This window comes from Rothia mucilaginosa ATCC 25296 (assembly GCF_000175615.1).
GTDB classification, from domain to species: domain Bacteria; phylum Actinomycetota; class Actinomycetes; order Actinomycetales; family Micrococcaceae; genus Rothia; species Rothia mucilaginosa.
On record NZ_ACVO01000015.1, the window covers coordinates 162,188 to 183,999 of the forward strand.

21 protein-coding genes and 1 tRNA gene are annotated in these 21,812 nt (G+C 59.5%); 13 read left to right on the plus strand and 9 right to left on the minus strand.

The window, feature by feature from the left end:
• Positions 1-65 precede the first annotated feature (65 nt).
• Positions 66-1,109 carry an o-succinylbenzoate synthase gene (locus tag ROTMU0001_RS04170; RefSeq protein ID WP_044142315.1) on the minus strand — a complete coding sequence of 348 codons (1,044 nt, stop codon included), beginning with the start codon at positions 1,107-1,109 and terminating at the stop codon, positions 66-68.
• A gap of 293 nt (positions 1,110-1,402) precedes the next feature.
• Between ROTMU0001_RS04170 and ROTMU0001_RS04175 the strand changes: the two genes are divergently transcribed.
• From ROTMU0001_RS04175 to ROTMU0001_RS04185, 3 genes are all read left to right on the plus strand, one after another.
• Complete coding sequence (locus ROTMU0001_RS04175) at positions 1,403-3,055, plus strand: phosphatase PAP2 family protein (RefSeq protein ID WP_005508310.1); 1,653 nt, start codon at positions 1,403-1,405, stop codon at positions 3,053-3,055.
• Between the two features lie 168 nt (positions 3,056-3,223).
• Positions 3,224-3,601 (plus strand): cupin domain-containing protein, encoded by a 378-nt coding sequence (locus ROTMU0001_RS04180; RefSeq protein ID WP_005504776.1) that lies wholly within the window; start codon positions 3,224-3,226, stop codon positions 3,599-3,601.
• A gap of 222 nt (positions 3,602-3,823) precedes the next feature.
• Positions 3,824-4,657: an oxidoreductase gene (locus tag ROTMU0001_RS04185; RefSeq protein WP_005508311.1), complete on the plus strand. Its 834-nt coding sequence runs from the start codon at positions 3,824-3,826 to the stop codon at positions 4,655-4,657.
• A 101-nt stretch (positions 4,658-4,758) separates the two neighbouring features.
• Here ROTMU0001_RS04185 and ROTMU0001_RS04190 read toward each other — a convergent pair whose 3' ends face one another.
• The 3 genes from ROTMU0001_RS04190 to ROTMU0001_RS04200 all read right to left on the minus strand — a co-directional run bounded on the left by ROTMU0001_RS04190 (position 4,759) and on the right by ROTMU0001_RS04200 (position 7,347).
• Positions 4,759-5,538: an amino acid ABC transporter ATP-binding protein gene (locus ROTMU0001_RS04190; RefSeq protein ID WP_005508312.1), complete on the minus strand. Its 780-nt coding sequence runs from the start codon at positions 5,536-5,538 to the stop codon at positions 4,759-4,761.
• A 33-nt stretch (positions 5,539-5,571) separates the two neighbouring features.
• On the minus strand, positions 5,572-6,375 hold the full coding sequence (locus tag ROTMU0001_RS04195; RefSeq protein ID WP_005504788.1) for an amino acid ABC transporter permease: 804 nt from the start codon (positions 6,373-6,375) through the stop codon (positions 5,572-5,574).
• Between the two features lie 132 nt (positions 6,376-6,507).
• Positions 6,508-7,347 carry an ABC transporter substrate-binding protein gene (locus ROTMU0001_RS04200; RefSeq protein WP_005508313.1) on the minus strand — a complete coding sequence of 280 codons (840 nt, stop codon included), beginning with the start codon at positions 7,345-7,347 and terminating at the stop codon, positions 6,508-6,510.
• Between the two features lie 255 nt (positions 7,348-7,602).
• Between ROTMU0001_RS04200 and ROTMU0001_RS04205 the strand changes: the two genes are divergently transcribed.
• The 4 genes from ROTMU0001_RS04205 to ROTMU0001_RS09020 all read left to right on the plus strand — a co-directional run bounded on the left by ROTMU0001_RS04205 (position 7,603) and on the right by ROTMU0001_RS09020 (position 11,567).
• Positions 7,603-8,334 (plus strand): demethylmenaquinone methyltransferase, encoded by a 732-nt coding sequence (locus tag ROTMU0001_RS04205; protein ID WP_005504795.1) that lies wholly within the window; start codon positions 7,603-7,605, stop codon positions 8,332-8,334.
• Positions 8,335-8,388: 54 nt separating this feature from the next.
• Positions 8,389-9,450 (plus strand): polyprenyl synthetase family protein, encoded by a 1,062-nt coding sequence (locus ROTMU0001_RS04210; RefSeq protein WP_005508314.1) that lies wholly within the window; start codon positions 8,389-8,391, stop codon positions 9,448-9,450.
• 381 nt (positions 9,451-9,831) lie between these two features.
• The gene (locus ROTMU0001_RS04215) at positions 9,832-11,415 is read left to right on the plus strand and encodes a sodium-dependent transporter (protein ID WP_005508315.1); all 1,584 of its coding nucleotides are present in this window, start codon (positions 9,832-9,834) and stop codon (positions 11,413-11,415) included.
• Between the two features lie 8 nt (positions 11,416-11,423).
• On the plus strand, positions 11,424-11,567 hold the full coding sequence (locus ROTMU0001_RS09020; RefSeq protein WP_005508316.1) for a methionine/alanine import family NSS transporter small subunit: 144 nt from the start codon (positions 11,424-11,426) through the stop codon (positions 11,565-11,567).
• A gap of 97 nt (positions 11,568-11,664) precedes the next feature.
• Here the strand turns inward: ROTMU0001_RS09020 and rarD are convergent, their stop codons facing one another.
• Together rarD and ROTMU0001_RS04225 are read right to left on the minus strand one after the other, a co-directional pair.
• Positions 11,665-12,636, minus strand: coding sequence for an EamA family transporter RarD (gene rarD, locus ROTMU0001_RS04220; RefSeq protein ID WP_005508317.1), 972 nt, complete (start codon positions 12,634-12,636; stop codon positions 11,665-11,667).
• A gap of 187 nt (positions 12,637-12,823) precedes the next feature.
• Positions 12,824-14,161 carry a DUF6882 domain-containing protein gene (locus ROTMU0001_RS04225; protein ID WP_005508318.1) on the minus strand — a complete coding sequence of 446 codons (1,338 nt, stop codon included), beginning with the start codon at positions 14,159-14,161 and terminating at the stop codon, positions 12,824-12,826.
• A 279-nt stretch (positions 14,162-14,440) separates the two neighbouring features.
• Between ROTMU0001_RS04225 and ROTMU0001_RS04230 the strand changes: the two genes are divergently transcribed.
• Complete coding sequence (locus tag ROTMU0001_RS04230) at positions 14,441-15,775, plus strand: SseB family protein (RefSeq protein WP_005508319.1); 1,335 nt, start codon at positions 14,441-14,443, stop codon at positions 15,773-15,775.
• Positions 15,776-15,889: 114 nt separating this feature from the next.
• Here ROTMU0001_RS04230 and ROTMU0001_RS04235 read toward each other — a convergent pair whose 3' ends face one another.
• Positions 15,890-16,480, minus strand: a complete 591-nt coding sequence (locus ROTMU0001_RS04235) for a Fur family transcriptional regulator (protein ID WP_005508320.1) — start codon at positions 16,478-16,480, stop codon at positions 15,890-15,892.
• A gap of 194 nt (positions 16,481-16,674) precedes the next feature.
• Here ROTMU0001_RS04235 and ROTMU0001_RS04240 point away from each other — a divergent pair, with 194 nt between their 5' ends.
• Together ROTMU0001_RS04240 and htpX are read left to right on the plus strand one after the other, a co-directional pair.
• Positions 16,675-16,938, plus strand: coding sequence for a hypothetical protein (locus ROTMU0001_RS04240; protein WP_005504804.1), 264 nt, complete (start codon positions 16,675-16,677; stop codon positions 16,936-16,938).
• A 139-nt stretch (positions 16,939-17,077) separates the two neighbouring features.
• Positions 17,078-17,962 (plus strand): zinc metalloprotease HtpX, encoded by an 885-nt coding sequence (gene htpX / locus ROTMU0001_RS04245; protein ID WP_005508321.1) that lies wholly within the window; start codon positions 17,078-17,080, stop codon positions 17,960-17,962.
• A gap of 196 nt (positions 17,963-18,158) precedes the next feature.
• On the opposite strand, the gene ROTMU0001_RS04250 is transcribed toward htpX, so the two are convergent.
• Positions 18,159-18,650, minus strand: a complete 492-nt coding sequence (locus ROTMU0001_RS04250; protein ID WP_005508322.1) for a YajQ family cyclic di-GMP-binding protein — start codon at positions 18,648-18,650, stop codon at positions 18,159-18,161.
• 141 nt (positions 18,651-18,791) lie between these two features.
• On the opposite strand from ROTMU0001_RS04250, the gene ROTMU0001_RS04255 reads away from it, so the two are divergent.
• The 3 genes from ROTMU0001_RS04255 (at position 18,792) to ROTMU0001_RS04265 (ending at position 20,242) form a co-directional block, all read left to right on the plus strand.
• Entirely contained in the window at positions 18,792-19,178 is a 387-nt protein-coding gene (locus ROTMU0001_RS04255; protein ID WP_005508323.1) for a hypothetical protein, read from the plus strand.
• Positions 19,179-19,432: 254 nt separating this feature from the next.
• Positions 19,433-19,514, plus strand: a tRNA-Tyr gene (locus tag ROTMU0001_RS04260).
• A gap of 350 nt (positions 19,515-19,864) precedes the next feature.
• Positions 19,865-20,242, plus strand: coding sequence for a thioredoxin family protein (locus ROTMU0001_RS04265; protein ID WP_005504813.1), 378 nt, complete (start codon positions 19,865-19,867; stop codon positions 20,240-20,242).
• A gap of 96 nt (positions 20,243-20,338) precedes the next feature.
• On the opposite strand, the gene ROTMU0001_RS04270 is transcribed toward ROTMU0001_RS04265, so the two are convergent.
• The gene (locus ROTMU0001_RS04270; protein WP_005508326.1) at positions 20,339-21,616 is read right to left on the minus strand and encodes a DNA-3-methyladenine glycosylase family protein; all 1,278 of its coding nucleotides are present in this window, start codon (positions 21,614-21,616) and stop codon (positions 20,339-20,341) included.
• Between the last annotated feature and the right edge of the window lie 196 nt (positions 21,617-21,812).

A 21,812-nucleotide genomic window follows, 5' to 3' on the forward strand; every position in this document is an offset into this window, starting at 1 on the left:
TGCCGTAAGGTTTTTCATTCAGTTATGGTTACCCTTCACAGGCGCAACCTTGATAACTACAGTCTTCACAGTCCGCAGGCGCGTTCCAGTACCCGGTAGCAGGCAGTGACTCGCTCCACCCACCACTGGCGGGTCTGCATGTCGGTGGCGAGACGCTCCAGGCGCTGCGGACTGGGGGTGATGGCGCGCAGGTCCATGAACCCGTCGCGGGCGATGAGCGGCTCGTCGGTAACGTCCTTAGCCATGAGGGAGACCGTGCCCAGACCGCACCCGTACTTTAGGGTCGGTAGGGAGGCCGCCAGGGACGCACCGACACCAATGCCCACCGAAGACTCCAACGCAGAAGAAACCACCGCCGGAAGCTGCGCCTGCTCAACCAGCGCGAGCGCACGGCGTACACCGCCCAGCGGTGCCGCTTTGATAACCATCAGGTCCGCGGCGTTCGCGCGAGCCACCTTCAGCGGGTCTTCCGCTTTGCGGATTGACTCGTCTGCGGCAATGCGGGCGGGCAGCCCCTCCTTAGCAATGGCAAAGCGGAGCGCAGCCATATCCTCAATGGATGCCACGGGCTGCTCTGCGTAGATAATGCCGTACTCGCAGAGCTTGCGCAGTGCCTCAAGGGCACCGTCGAGGGTGTAGCCCATGTTCGCGTCCACCTTCAGGCGTGCATTAGGGAGGGCATCTCGTGCCGCCGCCACGCGGGCAATATCGTCAGTGAGGCTCTGGCCCTTCTCAGCCACCTTGATTTTGAGTTCCTGAATCTCCCCCTCGTACTTGGCGAGCACCTCCGGCACACGCTCCGCAGGTACCGCAGGCAGGGTCGCGTTCAGCGGGATGCGCGTACGCACCGGCTCCGGGGTGGGCAGCCACGCCGCCTCTAGCGCGCAGGCAAGCCACGCGGCAGACTCCTGCGCACCGTACTCGAGGAAGGGTGCAAACTCGCCCCAGCCGTGCGGGCCGCGAATCAGCGCACTCTGGCGACTGTTGACCCCGCGGAAGGTGACCGTCATCGGAATTTCGACCGTGAACAGGTTCTCCAGAACCTCCTGCAGCGGCGGCAGGGGAGTGTTCGTGAGGTGAAAACCGTAGCCGAGAGGCGGCACGCTCATACTGGTGTTCAAGGTATCTGCCCTTCTGTGATGCGCTATGAGCTCACCATAACATTCTGGGGGCGGGTGGGTGCGCTCGCACCCTGTCACGCATTCTCTGGAAACTCTCAGGTTGTGGTCGAAAAAACTTTAGTTTTTCATAGCTTAACCTGGGATAGTAGGTAGTTATTCGCCCGAGAACTCGGACGGTGCTTCGCATAAAACGGCAGCTTGGGGGCTACCGTTTTGAGGGGCTGGCATCGGCGGGCTCGGGTATCACTAACAGACATGAGGGCGAGAAGGTACAAAGGGTTATGAAGAAGAAAACACCGGCAAATACATCGGGTTCGGAAAACTCCGGTTGGGAGAGCTCCGAAAACCTCGATGCTACCAGTGTGCTTCACCCCGCTGATGTGCATGCGGCCGCTACTGACAATGCGCCCACTACGGTGTTTTCCTCTGATGAGACTGCGGTGCTCTCTGATTATCAGGACCCGACTGCGGTGCTCTCTGATTATCAGGATGCTACCCAGGTGCTCACCTCCCACGAAACGGCTACCCCTGCCGCTACGCACAGTGATGACCGCACGAAAGTTTTGACGGATTACGGTTCCTCGCCGGCTAACAAAACTGCGCCTGCAGGTTCCATGAATACCGGTTCCGCGAACGCTGAATCTGCGAATACCGAAGTTATTTCTTCGCACCCCGACACCTCAGAGGTTATTGGCGCGACTCGTCCTTTGCCGCGCGCTTACCGTGCCCCCATTAAGATTCCTGAGACGATTCCCTCGCCGCAGGAACGCGCCTCTCAGGGGAACTACAGCGCGGATGAACCGATGCAGGCTACGCGCCGTCTGGACCCGCCGAAGCCTCCGGTGAGCGGTTTCCCGCTGAACAATCAGATGGGTGCTTCCCCAATGGGTGCGCCTCAAATGGGTGCTCAACAGCCTCTTCCCACGCGTGCGATGCCTCCGCAGCCGGTGGCTTATCCTCCCGAGGCGTATCCTGCCGCCGCCTACCCGAACGGTGCGTATGTTCAGACCGGTCAGGTTCCCGTGGATGCTTCGGGCCGCCCGGTGAATCGTCCCGGCGAAGAGCAGGGGCACCATCTTCCGAGTACCGGTATTTTGATGCGTCACGTGATGGCGTTGCTGTTCTTGGGTCTGTCTCTCTACGGTGCGTTTGTGTTCTTCATTTACACAACGACTGGCCAGCAGGTTGATGAGCAGGCGTACACCGAGTATGCGCATCAGTTCAAGAGTTACCGCGGTCCGACCCTGACGGCGCTGGATTCTTTGCCCACGATTGTTGGTGTGATTGCGGTGCTGGGTCTGGTTGCGGTGCTGATTTGGAAGCACCGGTTCCTGCCTTCGCTGATTGGTGTGATGGCCGGTGCTGCGGCGGTGACGAGCACGTACCTGCTCAAGCACTACCTGATTGTGAAGCCCGACCTGGGTGTTCAGGAGGCGCTGAGCAACTCGGCGCCCAGTGGCCACACGACCTTTGCGGCGGCGGCTGGTGCGGCGCTCTTCCTGGCGGCGCCTCGTTTTTTGCGGCCCACGGTGGCTCTCTGCGCGGCGTTGGCAACCTGCCTGACGGGTGCCTCCACGATTATTAACGGTTGGCATCGCCCGGCGGATGTGGTGACCGCTATTCTGGTCACCGCCATCTGGACGGTTGTGGGTATGGGTGTGTTGCGTTATGTGCGTCCGGCAGATTTTGCGGTGCCGGCGCGTGGTGGTTTGGTGCTGGTGCCGTTGATGACGATTGCGACGCTGTTCCTGTCGTTCTGCGCGGTGATCCTGTATCTGATTGCGATTTTTGCGCCGATTCCCGGTGGTGCGTTTACCGCGGCGACCTGCATGATTATTGCGGTGAGCTTTGGTACGACGGCGTTGATGGTGAACCTGTTGCGTCCGCGTAATAGTAATCGCTCCGCCTATTCGAAGGTGTGGAGTTATCAGTAGACGTTGTTCCCCTCCCTGCTCGGGGTGTTTCAGCTCGGTGTGAGTTGAGGTATTGTCCGGGTGCGGGGAGGGGAATACAATATAAGTAATTTAGTATTTTAAATACCAATAATAAGGAGGGGGTTGCGCACCCCCTTTCACTCACCCCTGAAGAGAAAGGTGCGTACCATGGCAGGTACCCACGAAGGCCGCGTCCTCGTATTCCCCCAGCTCACCGAAGCGCTGACCCCCTTTGAAGATAAGCCCCAGGCCCGCAAGATCGTTGATGCCGACGGCGGCAACCTGACCCTCATGGAACTGGCTGCAGGCCAGTCCTGGCACGAGCACCACAGCGTCCACCCCGTCTTCGTGCAGGTGCTCAAGGGTGAAGTTATCTTCCACGTGAAGGACCGCGATATTACCCTGGTGCCCGGCAAGCCGATTCACGTGACCGCCAAGCTGCTGCACTCCCTGCGCGCTGTGAAGGACTCTACCCTGCTGGTGACCATGCTGACCGGCGAATCGCACCCCGAACCCAAGGTCAATATTGACGTCGAAGAGGTCTAATCCCCGGCCTCTAAACCCCTGACCCCAAAACCTTAGCTCGCCGCCGCATCTGCACCGGATGCCGCGGCGAGCTTTTTCTCTGTTCTCCTGCCCTCACATATGGCGGCAAGAATACCCTCAGCTACGCCCTGAGCTTTCTGCACGCTCGTACACCCCGCGCGGGCGTACCCTGAGAAGTACACTCCCGCTAACATCACAGGGAGCAACCCGAAAGGATACGCAATGCCCAAGTCACTGCAACGCCCCGTCGTTCTTCTCACCGGCGCCAGCTCCGGTATCGGCTACGACGTGGCGCCGCTACTGGTGCGCTACGGATACACCGTCTACGGTGCCGCCCGCCGCGTTGAGAAGATTGAAGAGCTCGCCTCCGAGGGCGTGAAAGCGCTCAGCCTGGACGTTACCGATGAGGCGTCCATGGAAGCCGCCGTACAGCAGATTATTGACGCAGAAGGCCGCATTGACGTGCTCATCAACAATGCAGGCTACGGATCCTACGGCGCCATTGAAGACGTCCCCATCGACGAGGCACGCCGCCAGTTCGAGGTGAACCTCTTCGGCCTGGCGCGCCTCACCCAGCTGGTGCTGCCGCATATGCGCGCACGGGGCAGCGGGCGCATCCTGAACATCTCCTCGATGGCGGGGCGTATTACCTCACCCCTGGGTGCCTGGTACCACGCCACCAAGTACGCCCTCGAGGCGTTCAGCGATGCACTGCGCATGGAAGTTGAAGAGTTCGGTATTGACGTGGTCATTGTCGAACCCGGCGGCATCAAAACCCCCTGGGGACTCATTGCGGCAGACCACCTCGAGGAATCCTCCCGAAACGGTGTCTACGCGGCTCAGGCGCAGCGCGTTGCGGCAAATATGCGCAAGCTCTACTCGCCCTCCTCCAACCTCTCAGAGCCCAGGGTTATCTCTAACGCTATTCTGCGAGCCCTGGAGGCGCGCCGCCCCAAGACCCGCTACCTGGTGGGATTCGGTGCTAAGCCCTCCGTGTTCCTGCATACCGTGCTGCCGGACCGTCTCTTTGACAAGGTGGCGCGCCGTATCTTCTAGAACCGAAATAGCGGCGAACTAGAGCATTAAAAAGCGGGCGGTGCTGCGCGAAACAGAATGTTTCGTACAGCACCGCCCGCTACGTTTTTCAAGAGCTAGTACTAGTCTACTACGGCGTGGGTCGGATCGAGCACGCGCGCCAAGAAAGCCTGAGTACGTTCGTGCTGGGGGCTGCCAATCACCTGATCGGCGGGACCCTCCTCCACGACCACGCCATCGGCCATGAAGACGACCTTATCGGCGACCTCGCGGGCGAACGCCATCTCGTGGGTCACCACGATCATGGTCATACCCTCGTCAGCAAGGTTGCGCATAATGCTCAGAACCTCGCCGACCATCTCCGGGTCGAGCGCACTGGTCGGCTCATCGAAGAGCATCAGGTCCGGGTTCATGGACAGCGCACGCGCAATAGCCACACGCTGCTGCTGACCACCGGACAGCTGAGCCGGGAAGCGGTCTTCCTTGCCCTCCAGACCAACCTTGGCGAGCTGCTCGCGGGCAACCGCCTCCGCCTCCGCCTTGGAACGGCCCAGAACCTTGATCTGAGCGATCGTGCAGTTATCCAGAATGTTCAGGTGGCCGAACAGGTTGAACTGCTGGAACACCATACCCATGTGGGTACGCACGCGGTTAATGTCTACGTCCGGGTCGGTGACCTCGGTATCGCCCACCATAATGGTGCCGTCGTTCGGCTCCTCCAGCAGGTTCACGCAACGCAGCAGGGTGGACTTACCGGAACCCGAAGGGCCGATAAGGCACACGACCTCGCCCGGCTTGACCTGCATGTCAATGCCCTTGAGAACCTGAACCTTGCCGTAGGACTTGTGCAGGTTAGAAATGCGCACCGAGGAGGCGGCCATGGATGAAGTTGAAGCAGTCATAGTATCTTCCGTAATCCGTATCTGTCGTTGCGCTTACTTGCGGCCCGCAAGCTGGGTGCGGCGCTCAAAGTATGCGGAGAGCTGGCCCAGCGGAACAGTGATAATCAGGTAGCACAGACCCGCAACCACCAGGGGAGTCAGGCCCGCGTTAGCGGCGGTCAGGCCCTCACGACCGAACTTCGCCAGCTCGTACTGAGAAACCGTCACGCCCAGCAGGTACACGAGGGAGGAGTCCTTGGTCAGCAGGATAACCTCGTTGGTCAGCGGGGGCAGAACCACGCGGAACGCCTGAGGAATAATGATCGAAATCATCGCGCGGGTGTGGGACATACCCAGGGAGCGTGCCGCCTCCATCTGGCCCTTCGGGATCGCCTGCAGACCCGCACGCAGAACCTCACTAATGTAAGCAGCCGAAACCATGCCCAGGGACAGGGTCACCGGAATCAGGTTATCCACGAAGCGAATCTTGAACGCCAGAGGAATACCGTAACCGAACGCGAAGAAAACCAGCAGCGCCGGGATGCCGCGGAAAAGCTCCACGTACAGGGTCGCAATCCAACGGTAGGGGGCGATAGAGGAAATACGCATGAGCGCCAGCAGTAGACCGCCGGAGAGGCCCACGATGAAGCCCAAGGTGGTGTACAGCAGGGTGTTCTTCAACGCCACGGTGATGACGTCGGGGAACTGCTGCGCCGCAACGTCCAGGTTGAATACCTGCTGGCTGAGGGTCTTCCAGTCAGCCAAAAGAATGGCTGCCAGGGCGATAACTGCCAGAAGGGCGTACTGTGCGTAGCGGAAGAGCTTCTGCTTCTGACGGGGTGAGAGTTTAGAGGACATGCGCTTTCTTATCCGTGTGCTGTTCGGTCAAGAGCGTTTTATACGCTCACAAGGGTGAAGGCCGGAGAATCCCCCAACCCAAAAGTAATAAGGGTACTCCTGAATTGGGGGAGAGGCTAACCGGCTAGACGCTTAGGAAGCGGAGGAAGAGGCGCTCGCGGAGGTGGAGGAAGTAGCACCAACCCACTTTGCCTTCATCTTGTCGAGCTCGCCGTTTTCCTTGAGCTTGGCGATGGTGGCGTTTGCCTTGGTTAGCAGTGCCTTGTTGTTGGAGGAAACTGCTGCGGCAATCTGCTCGGTGTTCTCGGAATCCTGGTAGGCAATCTTGAAGGAGTCCGGGTCATTGGTCAGCGCCTCGGACACCACGGAGAGGTTCGCTGCGACTGCCTTGACCTGACCGGTCTTCAGGGCGGAGAACATGAGGGAGGTGTCTTCGTACTGGATGACCTCTGCACCGTTTTCCTTGGCGTAGGTTTCACCGCTGGTTGCCTGCTGCGCACCAACGCTCACGCCCTTCAGATCTGCGGCAGAGGTGATGGAGGAACCCTTGGGAACCAGGATTGCCAGGTTGTCGTCGAAGTAGACGGTGGTGAATTCCATCTTGCTCTTACGCTCATCGGTTACGCCGATACCCGCAAGGGCGATATCGCACTGACCGGTGGCCAGGCCGGTACCGGAGTCCAGGCCCTCGAAGCTGATGGAGGTCAGCTGAGCCTTCACGCCCAGGTCGGAGGCGATAGCGTTGGCGATGTCTGCATCCAGGCCGACGATGGTGCCGTTTTCTTCGTATTCGAAGGGCTTGTAGGGGGTGTTGGTGCAGACGCTGAGGGTGCCGGACTTGACGAGGCTGACCTCGCCGTTGGCATCGGAGTTCTCGTTGGCGGTGGAGACGCAGCCGGTCAGTGCCAGGGGCAGTACTGCCAGTAGTGCGAGGGGCTTGAGGGATGCCTTCTTGAGGGATGCGGTGTTCATTGGGATGCTCCTGTGTGGGGTGTGCTCTATAAAATCTATGGTCTATTGTGCGCGCCTATGTTAAAAAATGCAAGTATATACATAAATATTCATAAATTTTTGCTGAATATGCATAATTCACACCCCCAAAAACTGAATAAAACCCCGAATTTGCGACTCGAAAACCACTTCAGAACGCACCTTAACGCACCGTGCGACACTACTACGGTTTACCCAACTATCGAATCTAGTAACCTCCATGCCACAATTGAGAGCGTGAACGCAGAGAAGAACACCCGCGCAACCCGCGCAACCCTAGACAAGAAAACCAGCGACATTGCCGCCATGTTCGATACCGTAGCCGAACGCTACGACCTCATGAACGGCATCCTCTCCCTCGGCCAGCACATCTACTGGCGCAAGCAGGCAGTCGCAGCCGTCGACGCACACCCCGGCCAGAAAGTGCTGGACGTAGCCGCAGGTACCGGCGTCTCCTCCGAGCCCTTCGCTGACGCCGGCGTGGACGTCATCGCAGCAGACCTCTCCGAAGGCATGCTGGATGTGGGTCGCCGCCGTCGCCCCGACATGACCTTCGTGCAGGCAGACGTCACCGCCCTACCCTTCGATGACGAAACCTTCGACGCGGTCACCATGTCCTACGGCCTGCGCAACGTCGCTAACTACCCCAAAGCACTGAGCGAAATCTACCGCGTACTTAAGCCCGGCGGACGCATTGTCATCCTCGAGTTCTCCACCCCGACCTTCGCCCCCTTCGGCGCGGTCTACAAGAACTACATCATGAAGGCAATCCCGCCGATTGCCCGCGCAATCTCCTCCAACCCCGAATCCTACGAATACCTCGCCGAGTCCATCATCACCTGGCCCAACCAGCAGGAATTGGCGCAGAAATTCAAGGAGGCGGGCTTCACCTCCGTGCAGTACCGCAACCTGACCGGCGGCATCGTCGCCATTCACCGCGGTTTCAAGCCCGAAGCACACAACGCATAGACACCGCGTTCACACACCACCGAAGACACCAACACCAAGAAGATAGAAGACACCGTGAGCAACGCAGAGCAGCCCATTGCCGCAACCGACCTGCTGGGAGACCTCGACCTGAAACTTCCCGCAGGCTTCGAACTCATTGCCGCAGACCCCAAGCTGGGTCCGCAGATTCTTTCCTCCCTCGCACGTATTGAGGAGCGCCTGGCCGAGGCGATCGCCCAGACCGACCACCTTGCGGACGTCGCATCCCGTCACCTGCTCTCCGCGGGCGGCAAGCGTGTGCGCCCCCTGCTGGCGCTGCTCTGCGCAGCCGTAGACGGCGAGATTAACGACGAGGTGATTGAGGCCGCCGTGGTGGTGGAGCTGACCCACCTGGCAACCCTCTACCACGACGATGTTATGGACGACGCTCCCAAGCGCCGCGGCGTGGACAGCGCCCAGATGATTTGGGGCAACTCCGTCGCAATTCTGACCGGCGACCTGATCTTCTCCCGTGCATCCCTGCTGGTGTCCGAGCTGGGCACCCGCCCCATGAAGATTCAGTCCCAGACCTTTGAGCGTCTGGTGCTCGGTCAGCTCTTTGAGACCACCGGACCCCGCGAGGGCCAGGACCTGCTCGACCACTACATCGCGGTCATTGAGGGTAAAACCGGCTCCCTGATTGCCGCAGCCGGCGAGTACGGCTCCCTGCTTTCGGGTGCTTCCGAAGATATTATCTCCATGGTCAAGGCGTACGGCGAGCTGGTGGGTGTGGCATTCCAGCTGGCTGACGACGTGATTGACATTGTGAGCGACGGCAAGACCAGTGGTAAGACCCGCGGCACCGACCTGCGCGAGGGCGTGCCCACCCTGCCGACCATCCTGCTGGACCGTGCGGTAGCTGCCGGTGACGAATCTGCTATTGCTGTTCGCGCCCTGCTGGATGCCGACCTCAGCTCCGACGAGGCTCTGGAGACCGCTGTGGAGGCACTCGCCGCCCACCCGGTCACCCAGGAAGCATGGCAGATTGCCTACGACTGGGCGGACCGCGCAATCGCCGCGATTGCTCCGCTGCCCGAGTCCACCGCGAAGGCTGCGCTGGAGTCCTTCGCTCACGCTGTGGTTCACCGCGAGGGCTAAAATGCCTCACCACGTAACGTGTGCGCTGGCGTAAGCGCTGATGCGTCTCATACTTCAAAACCCCCGCTGAATCTGCCTGGATTCGGCGGGGGTTTTCTGCGTTATGGCTAGTCAGCACCGGTTTTCAGGGTGGGTGTGAGCGGGTGCCCTGTCCCGCATAGTTCCGTATGCTGGGGTCTCCTTGACCGCTATATGCCTTTAAGGTAATCCTTATAGGCATGCCTGAGGCGCACATCCACCCTTCAGACGTTTGACGGCTCCCACACCCAACCCGTGTTGGAGAGCCGTTTACTATTTCTGGACGCGAGCAGAGCCCAAACACCCCGACGGGCTATTCTCGCACCAACCATCCGCGTCCCCACACATTCGAGGTTTACAACTATGGGAGCATCTACCCCTAAGGCGCCCACGAAGCGCGAAGGCTTCTCTAGCCGTCGCGTCTTCATCTTTGCCGCCATCGGTTCTGCTGTTGGTCTGGGCAATATTTGGCGTTTCCCCTACATCGCATTTGATAACGGCGGCGGCGCCTTCATGATTCCCTACATTGTCGCCCTGCTGACCGCCGGTCTGACCTTCCTGTTCTTTGACTACGCTATCGGTCACCGTGCGCGTGCGTCGTCCCCGCTGGCTTTCCGCCGTCTGAACCGTAAGACCGAGTTCATCGGCTGGTGGCACATGGGTATTAACTTCGTCATCGCTATTTACTACGCCGCTATTGTGGCGTGGTCGCTGCGTTACATGGTTTTCTCCTTCACCAATGCGTGGGGTGATAACCCGAAGGCGTTCTTCCAGGGCGAGTTCCTGAAGGTTGCAGAGACCCCCGGTGTCTCCCTGGACTTCAACATGGATGTTCTGGTCCCCATGGTGCTGATCTGGGGTGTGCTGCTCGCTGTGATGGCTCTGGGCGTTCAGAAGGGTGTGGGCGCCGCCAACGTTGTCTTCATGCCGATTCTGCTCATCATGTTCGTTGGTCTGGTGATTTACTCCCTGACCCTGCCCGGTGCTGTGGACGGCTTGAACGCTTTGTTCACCCCCAGCTGGGACTCCCTGGCTAACCCCGATGTGTGGGTTGCTGCTTACGGCCAGATTTTCTTCTCGCTGTCCATTGGCTTCGGCATTATGGTCACCTATTCTTCCTACCTGAAGCCTAAGACTGACCTGACCGGTTCTGGTGCTGTGGTTGGTTTCGCGAACTCCGGCTTTGAGCTTCTTGCTGGTATTGGTGTGTTCGCGGCTCTGGGCTTCATGGCTCACGTAGCTGGCACCCAGGTCAGTGAGGTTGCGACCAGCGGTATTGGTCTGGCGTTCATCGCGTTCCCGACCATTATTTCTCAGGCGCCCGGCGGCGTGCTGATCGGTATCCTCTTCTTCGGCTCCCTGCTCTTTGCTGGTTTCACCTCCCTGATCTCGATTCTTGAGGTGATTATTGCCGGTATTCAGGATAAGTTCGCGACGTCCCGTCTGGCGTCTACCATTCTGGTGATTGTTCCGATGGCTCTGATTTCGCTGCTGCTGATGCCGACTACCACCGGCCTGTACGTGCTGGATATTCTCGATAACTTCGTGAACCTCTTCGGTATTCTGGCTGCCGGCCTGTGCGCCATTATCGTGGTTGCATACGTGGTGCGTGCTCTGCCCGCTCTGGCTGAGCACCTGAACCGCTACTCTTCCATCAAGGTCGGCAAGATCTGGATGGGTCTGCTGGCTGTCGTGACTCCGCTGGTTCTGGGTTACTCTCTGATTCAGAGCGTTATCAAGCTGATTGCGACCCCGTATGAGGGTTACCCTGCGGATCTGCTGGCGATTTTCGGTTGGGGTATGAGCGCACTGCTTCTGGTTGGTGCGATCGTTGTTTCTCTTCTGCCCTGGTCGAAGAAGTCTCGTGCGGCTGAAGAGCCGCCGGCACCTCCGGTGATTTCCGGTCAGGTGGAGCACGGCCACGTTGATTCGACTATTACCCGTTAGGAGCCCTCATGTCTATCTCCGCAATTGTGATGCTCATTGTGGCCATCCTGATTATCTGGGGTGGCCTGGGTTTGGCTCTGCTGAACCTGCACCGTCATCCTGATCTGGATGCTCTCGATGCTGCTGCTGAAGCTCAGGGTTCTGAGCTTTAGAGTGTGAACGCGATATAAAGTGATGCCCCGCCGGCTAACGCCTGCGGGGCATCACTGTGTTTTGTGCGGGACTGTGTTTTATCCGGGTTGGGGAGAGCTACTTGCTCTGCACGTCTTCAGCTTTTACGAGCGGGATCATGCCGGTTTCCGGGTCGGACAGCGCGGAGGCGCGGTAGGAGCGGGAGGCACGCACCGCATCCACGGTGAAAATGATGAGCGCAATCCAGATGAGGCTCAGACCCAGCACCTTATCGGCGCTCATCTGCTCGTGCAGAACGGTCAGCGCCAGAACAAACTGGATGGTCGGGCCCAGGTACTGCACCATGCCAATGACTGACAGTGGTAGAGCCTTGGTAGCCGCCGCAAAGAGCATGAGGGGCACAACGGTGACCACACCGGTGGACGTGAGAAGCCAGAAGTGCCCGGCACCTTCGCTGAAGAGGGTCATTTGTCCCTGAGCATTGAGCACAAAGAGGGCGGCAATGCCGAAGGGCGCCAGAATCAGAGTTTCGAGAGAGAGTGAAACGATGGGGCTCACGTCGTGGGCTACGCGTGCCTTGAGCAGGCCGTAGATGCCGAAGGAGAACGCCAGGCCCAGACCCGTCCAGGGCACCTGACCGTAGATGAGGCTCATCATCAGCACCGCGATACATGAAATCGCGACGGATACCCACTGCGCGGCGCGCAGGCGCTCCTGCAGGAAAATCACGCCCAGCACCACGGAGACCAGCGGGTTAATGAAATATCCCAGGGACGCATCAATCGTGTGACCGCTGGTTGTTGCCATCACGTAGATAAGCCAGTTCGCGCAGATGAGGAACGATGCCGCCGTCAGCACCAGCATGATGCGGCGGTCCTTGAGGGCACGGCGGAAGTCCGCGGTTGCCCGCACAATCGGCAGTAGCAGGGCGCAGAAAATGAGGGAGAAGACCACTCGCGCCACCACAATCTCAATCGGTCCTGCCGGCGCCATCACCACAAAATACAGGGGGAGCAGACCCCAAATGATGTAGGTTCCGATGATGGTGATAAACCCGTTGCGGGTGGTGTGCTTCTGCGTTTCTGACATGGTTTCGTCTGACCTGATTCTTGGGTTACGTTCTTCTAAGCTATTCATCGGGATGCGCCGGCTGGGTACCCACACAGGTTTCGATGCGCGCACACTACTGTACCCGATGTAGGTGCAGCATATGCTAGGGACGCCACAGGCGCGGGACCACGAGGATACCGCGCCTGAGGAGTGCTGCGTATTCGGTTTAGAGGCCGAAGAAGCGGGAGAAGAAGCCCTTCTTCTTGGGCTGCTCTGCCTCGCGGCGTGCAGTTTCTTCCTGCTCGCGGCGGGCTGCCTCTTCGTGCTCTGCCTGCAGGTCAGGAGCCGCGCCAGCGTTGCGGATGGGCTCCACGTGCTGCTCCTCGTACTCTGCTGCATCCTGCTCAACCTCGACGGGCTGCTCAGCTGCAGTCTCAGCGGCGACCGGCTCCTCAGCGTACTCTGCGGAAGCCTCAACGGTCTCGTACTCGGGCTGCTCGGCGCCGATGGACTCGTCGGTGTAGACGCGAGCCTGTTCGGTCTCTTCTGCCTCGTACTCGCCGGGCAGGGTCTCCACGGTGACCAGGCCGGGCTCTGCGTACTCTGCCGGCTCCTGATCGAAGGGAGCCTCGTCGGCGGGGTAGAGGTTCTCGGTGCTCTCGACGCCGGGTACCTCGGTCTCTGCGACCGGTGCGTGCTCGGCGATCTCGACGGCGCGCTCTGCCTCAGCCTCGGCACGTGCGGCGGCGCGTTCTGCTGCCTCCTGCTCGCGCTGTGCGTTCTGAGCGGCTGCCTCTGCGGCTGCCACGCGCTCAATCTCGGCGCGCAGTGCGGCGAGGGATTCGCGACGCTGTGCGGCAGCGGCTGCGCACTGCTCCAGAACCTCGGGGCCAACCTGAGGCTCAGCCTGCTCGATGCCGCTGATGTGACCCTCGTCGAACCACAGGCGCAGGGCACCGTCGGTTGCGGTCAGCACGGCGGTTGCCTCGGTGTCCCAGGCGATGTGGAAGCCGCGCTGCTGAGCGTAGGAGTCCACCGCCAGAACCTGGTTGTGGATTTCTTCGCTCTGCAGGGTCTTCGCAATGACGCGGCCAATACCCTTGTAAGTCGGTGCCTCGAGGGTCAGCTCGGCACCCTCCAGCAGGGTCCATGCGCGCACGCCAGCGCCCGCGGGCAGCGGGTAGTGTGCGTACAGGCCGCTGATGGTCTTGGTTGCCAGGGTCAGGCGGCGTGCCAGGGACTCGGAGAGGGGCAGCTCGTCGGTGGTCAGTTCGGCCAGGCCGTCACGCTCACCGGTTTCGCGCGCCTGAATAGCGGCGGAAACAACGGAGTCGGGGAAGTAGCCCAGCTGCTGCCAAGACCAAATCCAAGTACCGCGGTTCTCGGATTCGGTGCCCAGCAGGTGCGGCTTGAGCGAAAGCGGGGGAGTGGTCTCAAAATCCAGAGACTGGGAGGTGAAATCCACGTTCCACTCGGAGGTACCCACGAGCTCAGCGAGTCGAGCCTGGTACTCGGTGGAGATAAAGATCGATGCGTCGATAAGGTCCTGCAGAGAATTCGTCATGCTTCAAGATTATCAACCTTTTAGCGTTCACTATGCCGTGTATCCCCGGTTTTGGGGTGCGCTTTAGGCGTATTGGACGTTAAGAGGGTCGAATGGGCCGTCTAGAGAGGTACAGGGGAGAGGTAGAGCATATATCTTTCGGCGTAAACTATCTGCGTTGAGTGCCCGTGTTCGTTAGAATCGAAGAGACGGCTTCTTCCGGCACCCTGTAAGCCGACACTACGACCGAACACGGATGCCTCCAGCCGCGCCGTATTCACACTCAAGGATGTATGAACTATGACTGAACCCCGCCTTGCCGAGACGAGTAGCCGTGCCGCGCGCATCCAGGATGCGCTGAACAACATTGGAAGCTGGCTGCTGGACGTCGTTAGTGTTGACCCCGGCTGGAGCGAAATGGTGCTGGACGTCAAGCCTCTGGCAGGTCAGATTTTCGTGCGTGTGCGTGAATTCCGCGACGGTGAAGAGGTCATCGGCACTATCGGCCCGCTCAAGGACGGCTCGCCCATTATCGCGGAGGTCCGCAAGCTGCAGCGTGCCGCCTACGACGGTAACCGCGGCACCTGGTTCACCGCCTCCATCGTGGTGGCGGCAACCGGCTGGCCCAACCCGCAGTTCAGCGTGGGTGCCTCCTATAACCGTGACGATGAGCCCGCCAGCTGGAAGAATGAAGGCACCCTGACCGCAACTGACGTGCGTGAGCACCTGGCTGAGTTCCCTCGTGATGCTTCGCGTATCCCTCAGTGGGCTCGTGAGCGTATGGAGGGCCGTGCACGCCATTCTGCCGCAGAGTCACTGTCTTCGAGCGAGCATGAGATCCCGAACCCGTACCTGGTTGCTGCCTTGGAGACCTTCCGTAACGATGTGCAGGAGCGAACCCTCATTAACGTGGTCCGCACGATGCTCGGTGGTGACGTTCTACTGGATGCGACCGGTTCCCTGCTGATTCCGTCTGAGACCGACCTGATGGGCCCCGAGTCGGTGCTGACCCACCAGGTCATTCGTATGCCCGAGACCGGTATGCAGGCGCTGTGTGTGTTCTCCTCCTCCGAGCACATTGGCAAGAGCTACGTGCGTCAGGAGTCCGAGGGCGACGAGCTGATTCTGCGTGAACCGGCGATGAAGGTCTTTATCGATTTCCTCGGCAATGAGGCGCTGGACCTGATTGTGGTTGACCCCGGCACTGACCACGAGTGCTACATTGAGCGCGCTCAGGTGCAGTGGATTATCACTTCTCCCCGCAATGATGGCGCGAAAATGGCGCTGGTGCAGGACAACATGCAGATGCTGCTCGGCTCGTTGGTGTCCCCGGCGTCCGTGCTGCTGGTGGGTGTTGACCCTGCCGACCCGTCCGGTACCTCCTTCGTGTTTGATCCGGATGAGAACGGCAACCCGCAGAGCCTGCTGGTGTTCACCTCGGCCATTGAAATTGCGGCACTGGACCCGCATATTGAGGTGCGTTCGGCGAACGCCCTGGATATTCTGCGTTACGCCCTGGATATTGGTGCACCGAGCGTGAAGGTGAACGCGATTAACCCCTCCACGGTGCTGACCGCGGCGCAGATTCGCGAGCTGCTGGAGATTGTGGATTCGCAGCCCCGCATGGGTGCCTAAGTTCCTGCAGCGAATAACTTAAACCGTTGAGGCGGCGACACGAGTAGTGTCGCCGCCTCAACGGTTTAAAAGCTCTCATGACCGAGCCTGCCCGATTTCCCGAGCTCTATGGGGTTATGAAGCTAGGGCGCGTGTTGCCGCTTCCTGCTGGGTGCGGGCGAGTGCCGCCTCCTGCTCGGTCTGGCAGTCTACACATACGCCCTGGTAGAGCACGTCTGCGCTGAAGAGCGCCATGCCGTGAAAATCGCTGGGGGTCAGGCAGGGTGCGGAGCCGACCGCGCAGTCCACGTCTTCGACCTTGCCGCAGCGTACGCAGAAGGCATGGTGGTGGTTGTCGCCCGTGCGGGTTTCGTAGAGGGCGGGGGTTCCCGGCGGCTCAAATTTGCGCAGCAGATCGATATCGGTCAGGTCGGCAAGAATCACGTAGACTGACTGAACCGTAATGGCGGGGATGCGCTCGCGGACTGCCTGCACGATGATGTCGGCGGTGGAGTGCGGGTGCTCCTGTACTGCGTGGAGTACGGCGAGGCGCTGCTTGGTGACGCGGCGGCCCCTGGCGCGCAGTCCGGTGGTCCATGCTTCTTCGAGCTGTTCGGGGCTCATTGCGGAGAGCAGGGGCAGGCCGGTGGTGTGGGCGCAACCGGTATTGTGATGGTCTGGGTGCTGGGTCTTCTTCGTATCGGAGGTTGTCTTTGCGTCGGTCATAAGTTTAAGTCTACACATTATTATGAGAAATTCATCATTATTTTATGAAAAACTCATAATAAGCCGGTGGAGCGTCCCTTTCATCCACTCTGTGGCGCCCCTCCTCGTCCCGGCCTCGGGTGTGAAGAGATGCCGTACAATCAAAGAACCTAGAGTAACCCGTACCGGCGATCACCATCAAGGAGGATAGGGTCATGGTGTACGACTTCACAAACCCCATCTACATTCTGCTGATGATTCTGCTCTTCGGTGTGCCCATCGTGACCCCGGTGATTTACGGCCAGTACCGCAGTACTACCACCGGTTTTGATCTGGAGGGTCAGCTGATGCTCGGCCTGCTCTTCATCCTTTTTCTGGGCGCGTACGGCACGATTCTGCTGCTGGGTATTTTCCCCACTGCTACGGCGCAGGTGCTGGAGCAGGTGCCCCTGGTAAATATTCCGGGCGCTATTCCCTAATCCCTTTTGATCTTTCGGCGTATGGGTGACGCTCTGGGTGAATCCGCGCTCCAGAAGGTGCGCCCGCGGGTGCTTGCACGTATTCTATAGAGTCAAGTACACGCTGTACGCACTGACCTAATTGTTCAGGAGGATACCCATGCACAGCCATAACAACGGACTGAAAACTGCCCTGTTGATGGGCTCCATGGTGGGCATGATGCTGCTCATCGGTGGCCTGCTTTCGGCGACTTTCCGCACCTCCATTTTCATCTGGGTTATGGGCCTGTTTAGCTTGGGTTCGGTCGCGTACACCTACTGGAACTCCGATAAGCTCGCTCTGCGCTCCATGAACGCGTACCCGGTCAGCCGTGAAGAGGTTCCGGTGCTTTACGACATTGTGGAGGAGCTTTCCTCTCGTGCAGGTCAGCCCATGCCCGCCCTTTACGTGGCACCGACCATGACCCCGAATGCGTTTGCAACCGGTCGTAACCCGCAGAACGCGGCGGTGTGCTGCACCGAGGGTATTTTGCAGTTGCTGGATGAGCGCGAGATGCGCGGCGTGCTCGGCCACGAGCTGATGCACGTGTACAACCGCGATATCCTCACCTCTTCGGTGGCGGCGGGTATCGCCTCCATCATCGGTACGGTCGCGCAGTTCCTTTCGTTTGGCGCGATGTTCGGTGGTTCCAGTCGCGATGGTGAACGCTCGAACCCTCTTGCCATGTTTGTGATTGCGTTGCTGGCTCCTATTGCTACGCAGGTTATTCAGATGGCTATTAGCCGCACCCGCGAATTCGATGCCGACGAGGATGGTGCACGTCTGACTGGCGACCCGCTGGCTCTGGCTTCGGCACTGAACAAGCTGGAGAGCGGTGTGTCCATGTACCCGATGGATCCGAACAACCGCAATACTGAGGCGGCGAGCGCCATGATGATTGCGAACCCCTTCGGTTCGCTGAAGAATATGCTCTCTACTCACCCGCCGATGGATCAGCGTATTGCGCGTCTGCAGCAACAGGCTCGTGAGATGGGGCAGTACTAAGTCTTTTCTCTGCTGAACCATTCGGGTACGAATATGACCCCGTATAAATATGACTCAGGGTAACGATTGTGACCCGCGATGACGGGTTGGCAGACAAAAAATCCTCGGGGTGGCTACTGTGGAAGTAGTCACCCCGAGGATTTTGCATTTTGGCTTCTAACCGCCTCCCTCACCCATGGCGGGGGAGCGCCTGCGCTTAGCGGTAGTTGACGAACTGCAGGTCAACCTCAAGGTCAGCGGACTTGAGCATTGCAATAACTTCCTGCAGGTCATCGCGGGACTTGGAGGAGACGCGCAGCTCATCGCCCTGGATGTTCGCCTTCACGCCCTTGGGGCCCTCTTCGCGGATCATCTTGGAAATCTTCTTCGCCTGATCCTGCGCGATGCCTTCCTTGATGGAGCATTCGATGCGGGTTTCCTTGCCGGATGCGTAGGGCTTGCCGGAGTCCAGGGACTTCAGGGAGATGCCGCGCTTGACCAGCTTGGACTGGAAAACGTCGAGCACTGCCAGGGCGCGCTCTTCGGCGTTTGCCTTGATGAGGATCTTGTCGCCGGAGTAGTCGATTTCTGCACCTACGCCGCGGAAGTCGTAACGCTGGGAGATTTCCTTCTGCGCCTGGTGCAGTGCGTTGGAAACTTCCTGCTTGTCCACCTTGGACACAATGTCGAATGACGATTCGCTAGCCATGGGCTTTCCTTTCGTGAATGAGGTGCTACTGGCACCAGTTAGTACTAGCCTACCGGGTTGGGGCTCTTGTTCACAGCTAACTATCAGAATAACGAGCCTGTTTTACAGGCGTTACTAACCTTAAAAGAGGACAATAGAAATATGACCACTCCTAACCTGTCCGTAACGGACCTGCGCACGAGCGAGGAAGCTCGCGACCTGCAAACCCTGCTCTTCATTGACTTGCATACCTCTCTGGGTGCTGAGCCCGAGGGTATTCCTGAGGCGGAGCGTCTCAACGAATCTGACCACCACGAGATTCATCTTGATCTGCACGAGGAAGATGCTGAGCCTTCTCCCTTTGACGGTATCGGTATCACTCTGACGGAACCTTCGCTGGTGGCGCGTTTCCGTGGCGTTCGCCGTGACCTGGAGCGTGAGATTGCCGGCGACATGTGCACCGTAGAGCAGGCGCGCCGCTATCTGGAGCACCTGGAGATCGTGCTTCTGCTTGAGCAGGATGGCGATACTCCGTCCCGCTCCTTCTAAAGCTGCTGTAGGTGGTGGCTTTATTCACGGCTTTATTCATGAAGGTTTTATTCAATTAGGATGAGGGCGCGGGCGCTGCGATAGATATGGATGCGCGGTGAGCGTGTACCGGCGCTCTGATGTGACGAAAAGACGATAAATATAGCCAGATATATAACCTTCGTCACAAAACCCTGTGTGAAGTGTACAAGTCCCTAAAACTGCTGTAGAGTAGTCTCTGTTCGCTTGAGCGAGCAACTAGCACCTAGCTAGGCGGCAGGTTACCCGAGCGGCCAAAGGGGGCTGACTGTAAATCAGCTGGCACTGCCTACGGGGGTTCGAATCCCTCACCTGCCACAAATAGCCCGGTTACGAAAGTAACCGGGCTTTTGTGTATCTAAAACCAGTTTCAGGGTGGCTCCCGCAGCGGCCTTCCGTGGTTGCGCCCGTATTTTCCCGATGTCCGCGAGGGGCTTTCTTGCGGGAGGGGAGGGAGAGCTCACTCGGGGGGGCTTCGGTTGCCGAGTCGGGCGCCTCCAGCAGCAGATGCAGGGGCGTTCGTCAGGATGTTCGCGACACACCCGTGAACCGGCTGAAACTACCGTGTAAAGAGCCAACTATGACGGCAATTTGTCATATCTTTCACAATGTTTGAATCCCAGGGCGAACAATTAGCGATTGGGGTCTTGAGGGTGTAGCTTTATCTCATGGCTACTATTGAAATTACTCAGCAGAACCTGACTGCTACCGTCGAGAGCAATGACATCGTCTTCCTGGACTTCTGGGCAGATTGGTGCGGTCCCTGCAAGCAGTTCTCCCCCGTCTACGAGGCGGCTTCGGAGAAGCACAGCGACATCGTTTTCGGCAAGGTTGACACCGAGGACCAGGGCCAGCTCGCTCAGGCAGCTGGCATCACCTCCATCCCCACCATCATGGGCTTCCGTGGCGGTATCCTGGTTTACCAGCAGGCTGGCGCACTGCGCGAAGACCAGCTGGAGACCGTGATCGGTTCGATTCGCGAGCTCGACATGGACAAGGTCCGTGCAGAAATCGCAGCAGCAGAAGGCTCTGCAGAGAAGAAGTAAGCTCACCACCACAAAAGAGCTTGAACGGGGCGCACCCGCCGGCACAACCGGCAGGGGCGCCCCGTCCCCTTTTAACCTCGTGAGGGTGCGGGAGCGTTAGCGACCGCGGTGATCCTCAATGCTCATGCGTGCCCCGTAGCGCTGCTTCGAAAAGCCTGAAGCGTGCATGAGCCGCACCAGGCGCTGCCGATGCGGGCTGTAGGGCGCCAGCAGGGCGAGCATACCCGCATCATCGGTGCGCTGACCGGTGAATAACTCACCGACCGCGTGCGCCAGATGGTAGTCACCCACGCTGATGGCATCCGGGTGCCCGCACACGCGCTGTAGAGCCTCGGAAATACTCCACGGGCCCACGCCGCGCACACTGTGTAGGCTCCGTGCCAGTAGCGCGACGTCGCCTTCTGCCGCAATGTTTTTCAGAGACTCGGCGGAACGAGCGTAAGCGTACACGGCATCGTAGCGGCTTTTATCAACGCCCGCCCGATGCCAATCCCAGGTAGGAATCGTCGCCAGGGTCCGGGCTGTCGGGTAGACGCGCATCCCCTCCGGCTGATGCCCCAGGCCGGTCGAAGGGACGGGGGAGCCGTACTTTCGCAGAACCCAGCCCAGAGTTCTGAACGCTTCAGTCTGGGTGATGCGCTGCTCCACAATGGCGTTGAGCATCTGCCGATCCAGCTGCCCCGAGGCGCTGAGGCGGAGCCCCGGATTCTGCCGCCACGCCTGCTGAATACGCGGCGGAAGAGAAGCAAAAGAAGGCAGAGCGCCAAACTGCTCGGCGGGGTCGTGCAGACCCAGCCAGTACGTCATTTCCTGCGCCAACGCCTGAAGATCGGCTCGCGCCTGCATCTGCTGATCTGCGGCACTATAAGAAACCCAGGTGCGAATACGCACCGGGCGCATCAGCACACGATGCAGGGAGGGGAGAGACTCAGGAAGCTCGGCTGGCTGCGCCAAACGTTCGGCGTACAGCACCGCCGGGAACTCGTGAAACGGCGTGCGAGCCGTCACCCAGATTCGCTCGGCACCATCCGCGCGGCTCAGCGCACGATACGAAAGATCCTGAGCACCGCGGCGCAACGAACCCAAAGTCTGCGCCAACTGCACCGGAACATGCGGCTCAATTACAACCTCGCACGCCTCGGGAGCCAGAGCACCGGGAAGGGGCGAAGCGGCGGGGGATAGAGTACGAACCTGAACGCGCGGCTGGTGAAGAACGGTAGGCTCCTGAAGAACATCCGCAAGCGCCGGCGCATAGGGTACACCAGCGGCCGCCAAAGGATGCCGGGTGCGCCGTGCGCCCGCTACCGGGCGGCTACCGGGGAGTGCACCACCAGGGGGCGCGCCGCCGGGGGTTGAGGAAGGAATCGTACTCACCCCACCAGTCTATTCCCTCATCGACGACGCCTCACCAATCTACGCCCCCCAGCTAAAGCACCAGAAATACTCGGCAGGGCAGGCACGCCGCTAATGCGATACCCTAAAAGGTAGAGCGATAACGAACGCAAACTCCGCCACCGGCACAACACAGGCTATGCGTTCCGCCCGTTCACAAGGGCGCCCGTAGCCCGGA

What these genes read in the sequence shown, in the direction of transcription:
- ROTMU0001_RS04215 (WP_005508315.1), top strand. Translation starts at nt 9,832, where the DNA reads ATGGGAGCATCTACCCCTAAGGCGCCCACGAAGCGCGAAGGCTTCTCT.
- ROTMU0001_RS04265 (WP_005504813.1), top strand. Translation starts at nt 19,865, where the DNA reads ATGGCTACTATTGAAATTACTCAGCAGAACCTGACTGCTACCGTCGAG.
- ROTMU0001_RS04230 (WP_005508319.1), top strand. Translation starts at nt 14,441, where the DNA reads ATGACTGAACCCCGCCTTGCCGAGACGAGTAGCCGTGCCGCGCGCATC.
- ROTMU0001_RS04235 (WP_005508320.1), bottom strand. Translation starts at nt 16,480, where the DNA reads ATGACCGACGCAAAGACAACCTCCGATACGAAGAAGACCCAGCACCCA.
- ROTMU0001_RS04175 (WP_005508310.1), top strand. Translation starts at nt 1,403, where the DNA reads ATGAAGAAGAAAACACCGGCAAATACATCGGGTTCGGAAAACTCCGGT.
- ROTMU0001_RS04170 (WP_044142315.1), bottom strand. Translation starts at nt 1,109, where the DNA reads ATGAGCGTGCCGCCTCTCGGCTACGGTTTTCACCTCACGAACACTCCC.
- ROTMU0001_RS04195 (WP_005504788.1), bottom strand. Translation starts at nt 6,375, where the DNA reads ATGTCCTCTAAACTCTCACCCCGTCAGAAGCAGAAGCTCTTCCGCTAC.
- ROTMU0001_RS04180 (WP_005504776.1), top strand. Translation starts at nt 3,224, where the DNA reads ATGGCAGGTACCCACGAAGGCCGCGTCCTCGTATTCCCCCAGCTCACC.
- ROTMU0001_RS04185 (WP_005508311.1), top strand. Translation starts at nt 3,824, where the DNA reads ATGCCCAAGTCACTGCAACGCCCCGTCGTTCTTCTCACCGGCGCCAGC.
- ROTMU0001_RS04200 (WP_005508313.1), bottom strand. Translation starts at nt 7,347, where the DNA reads ATGAACACCGCATCCCTCAAGAAGGCATCCCTCAAGCCCCTCGCACTA.
- ROTMU0001_RS04250 (WP_005508322.1), bottom strand. Translation starts at nt 18,650, where the DNA reads ATGGCTAGCGAATCGTCATTCGACATTGTGTCCAAGGTGGACAAGCAG.
- ROTMU0001_RS04225 (WP_005508318.1), bottom strand. Translation starts at nt 14,161, where the DNA reads ATGACGAATTCTCTGCAGGACCTTATCGACGCATCGATCTTTATCTCC.
- htpX (WP_005508321.1), top strand. Translation starts at nt 17,078, where the DNA reads ATGCACAGCCATAACAACGGACTGAAAACTGCCCTGTTGATGGGCTCC.
- ROTMU0001_RS04255 (WP_005508323.1), top strand. Translation starts at nt 18,792, where the DNA reads ATGACCACTCCTAACCTGTCCGTAACGGACCTGCGCACGAGCGAGGAA.
- rarD (WP_005508317.1), bottom strand. Translation starts at nt 12,636, where the DNA reads ATGTCAGAAACGCAGAAGCACACCACCCGCAACGGGTTTATCACCATC.
- ROTMU0001_RS04240 (WP_005504804.1), top strand. Translation starts at nt 16,675, where the DNA reads ATGGTGTACGACTTCACAAACCCCATCTACATTCTGCTGATGATTCTG.
- ROTMU0001_RS09020 (WP_005508316.1), top strand. Translation starts at nt 11,424, where the DNA reads ATGTCTATCTCCGCAATTGTGATGCTCATTGTGGCCATCCTGATTATC.
- ROTMU0001_RS04190 (WP_005508312.1), bottom strand. Translation starts at nt 5,538, where the DNA reads ATGACTGCTTCAACTTCATCCATGGCCGCCTCCTCGGTGCGCATTTCT.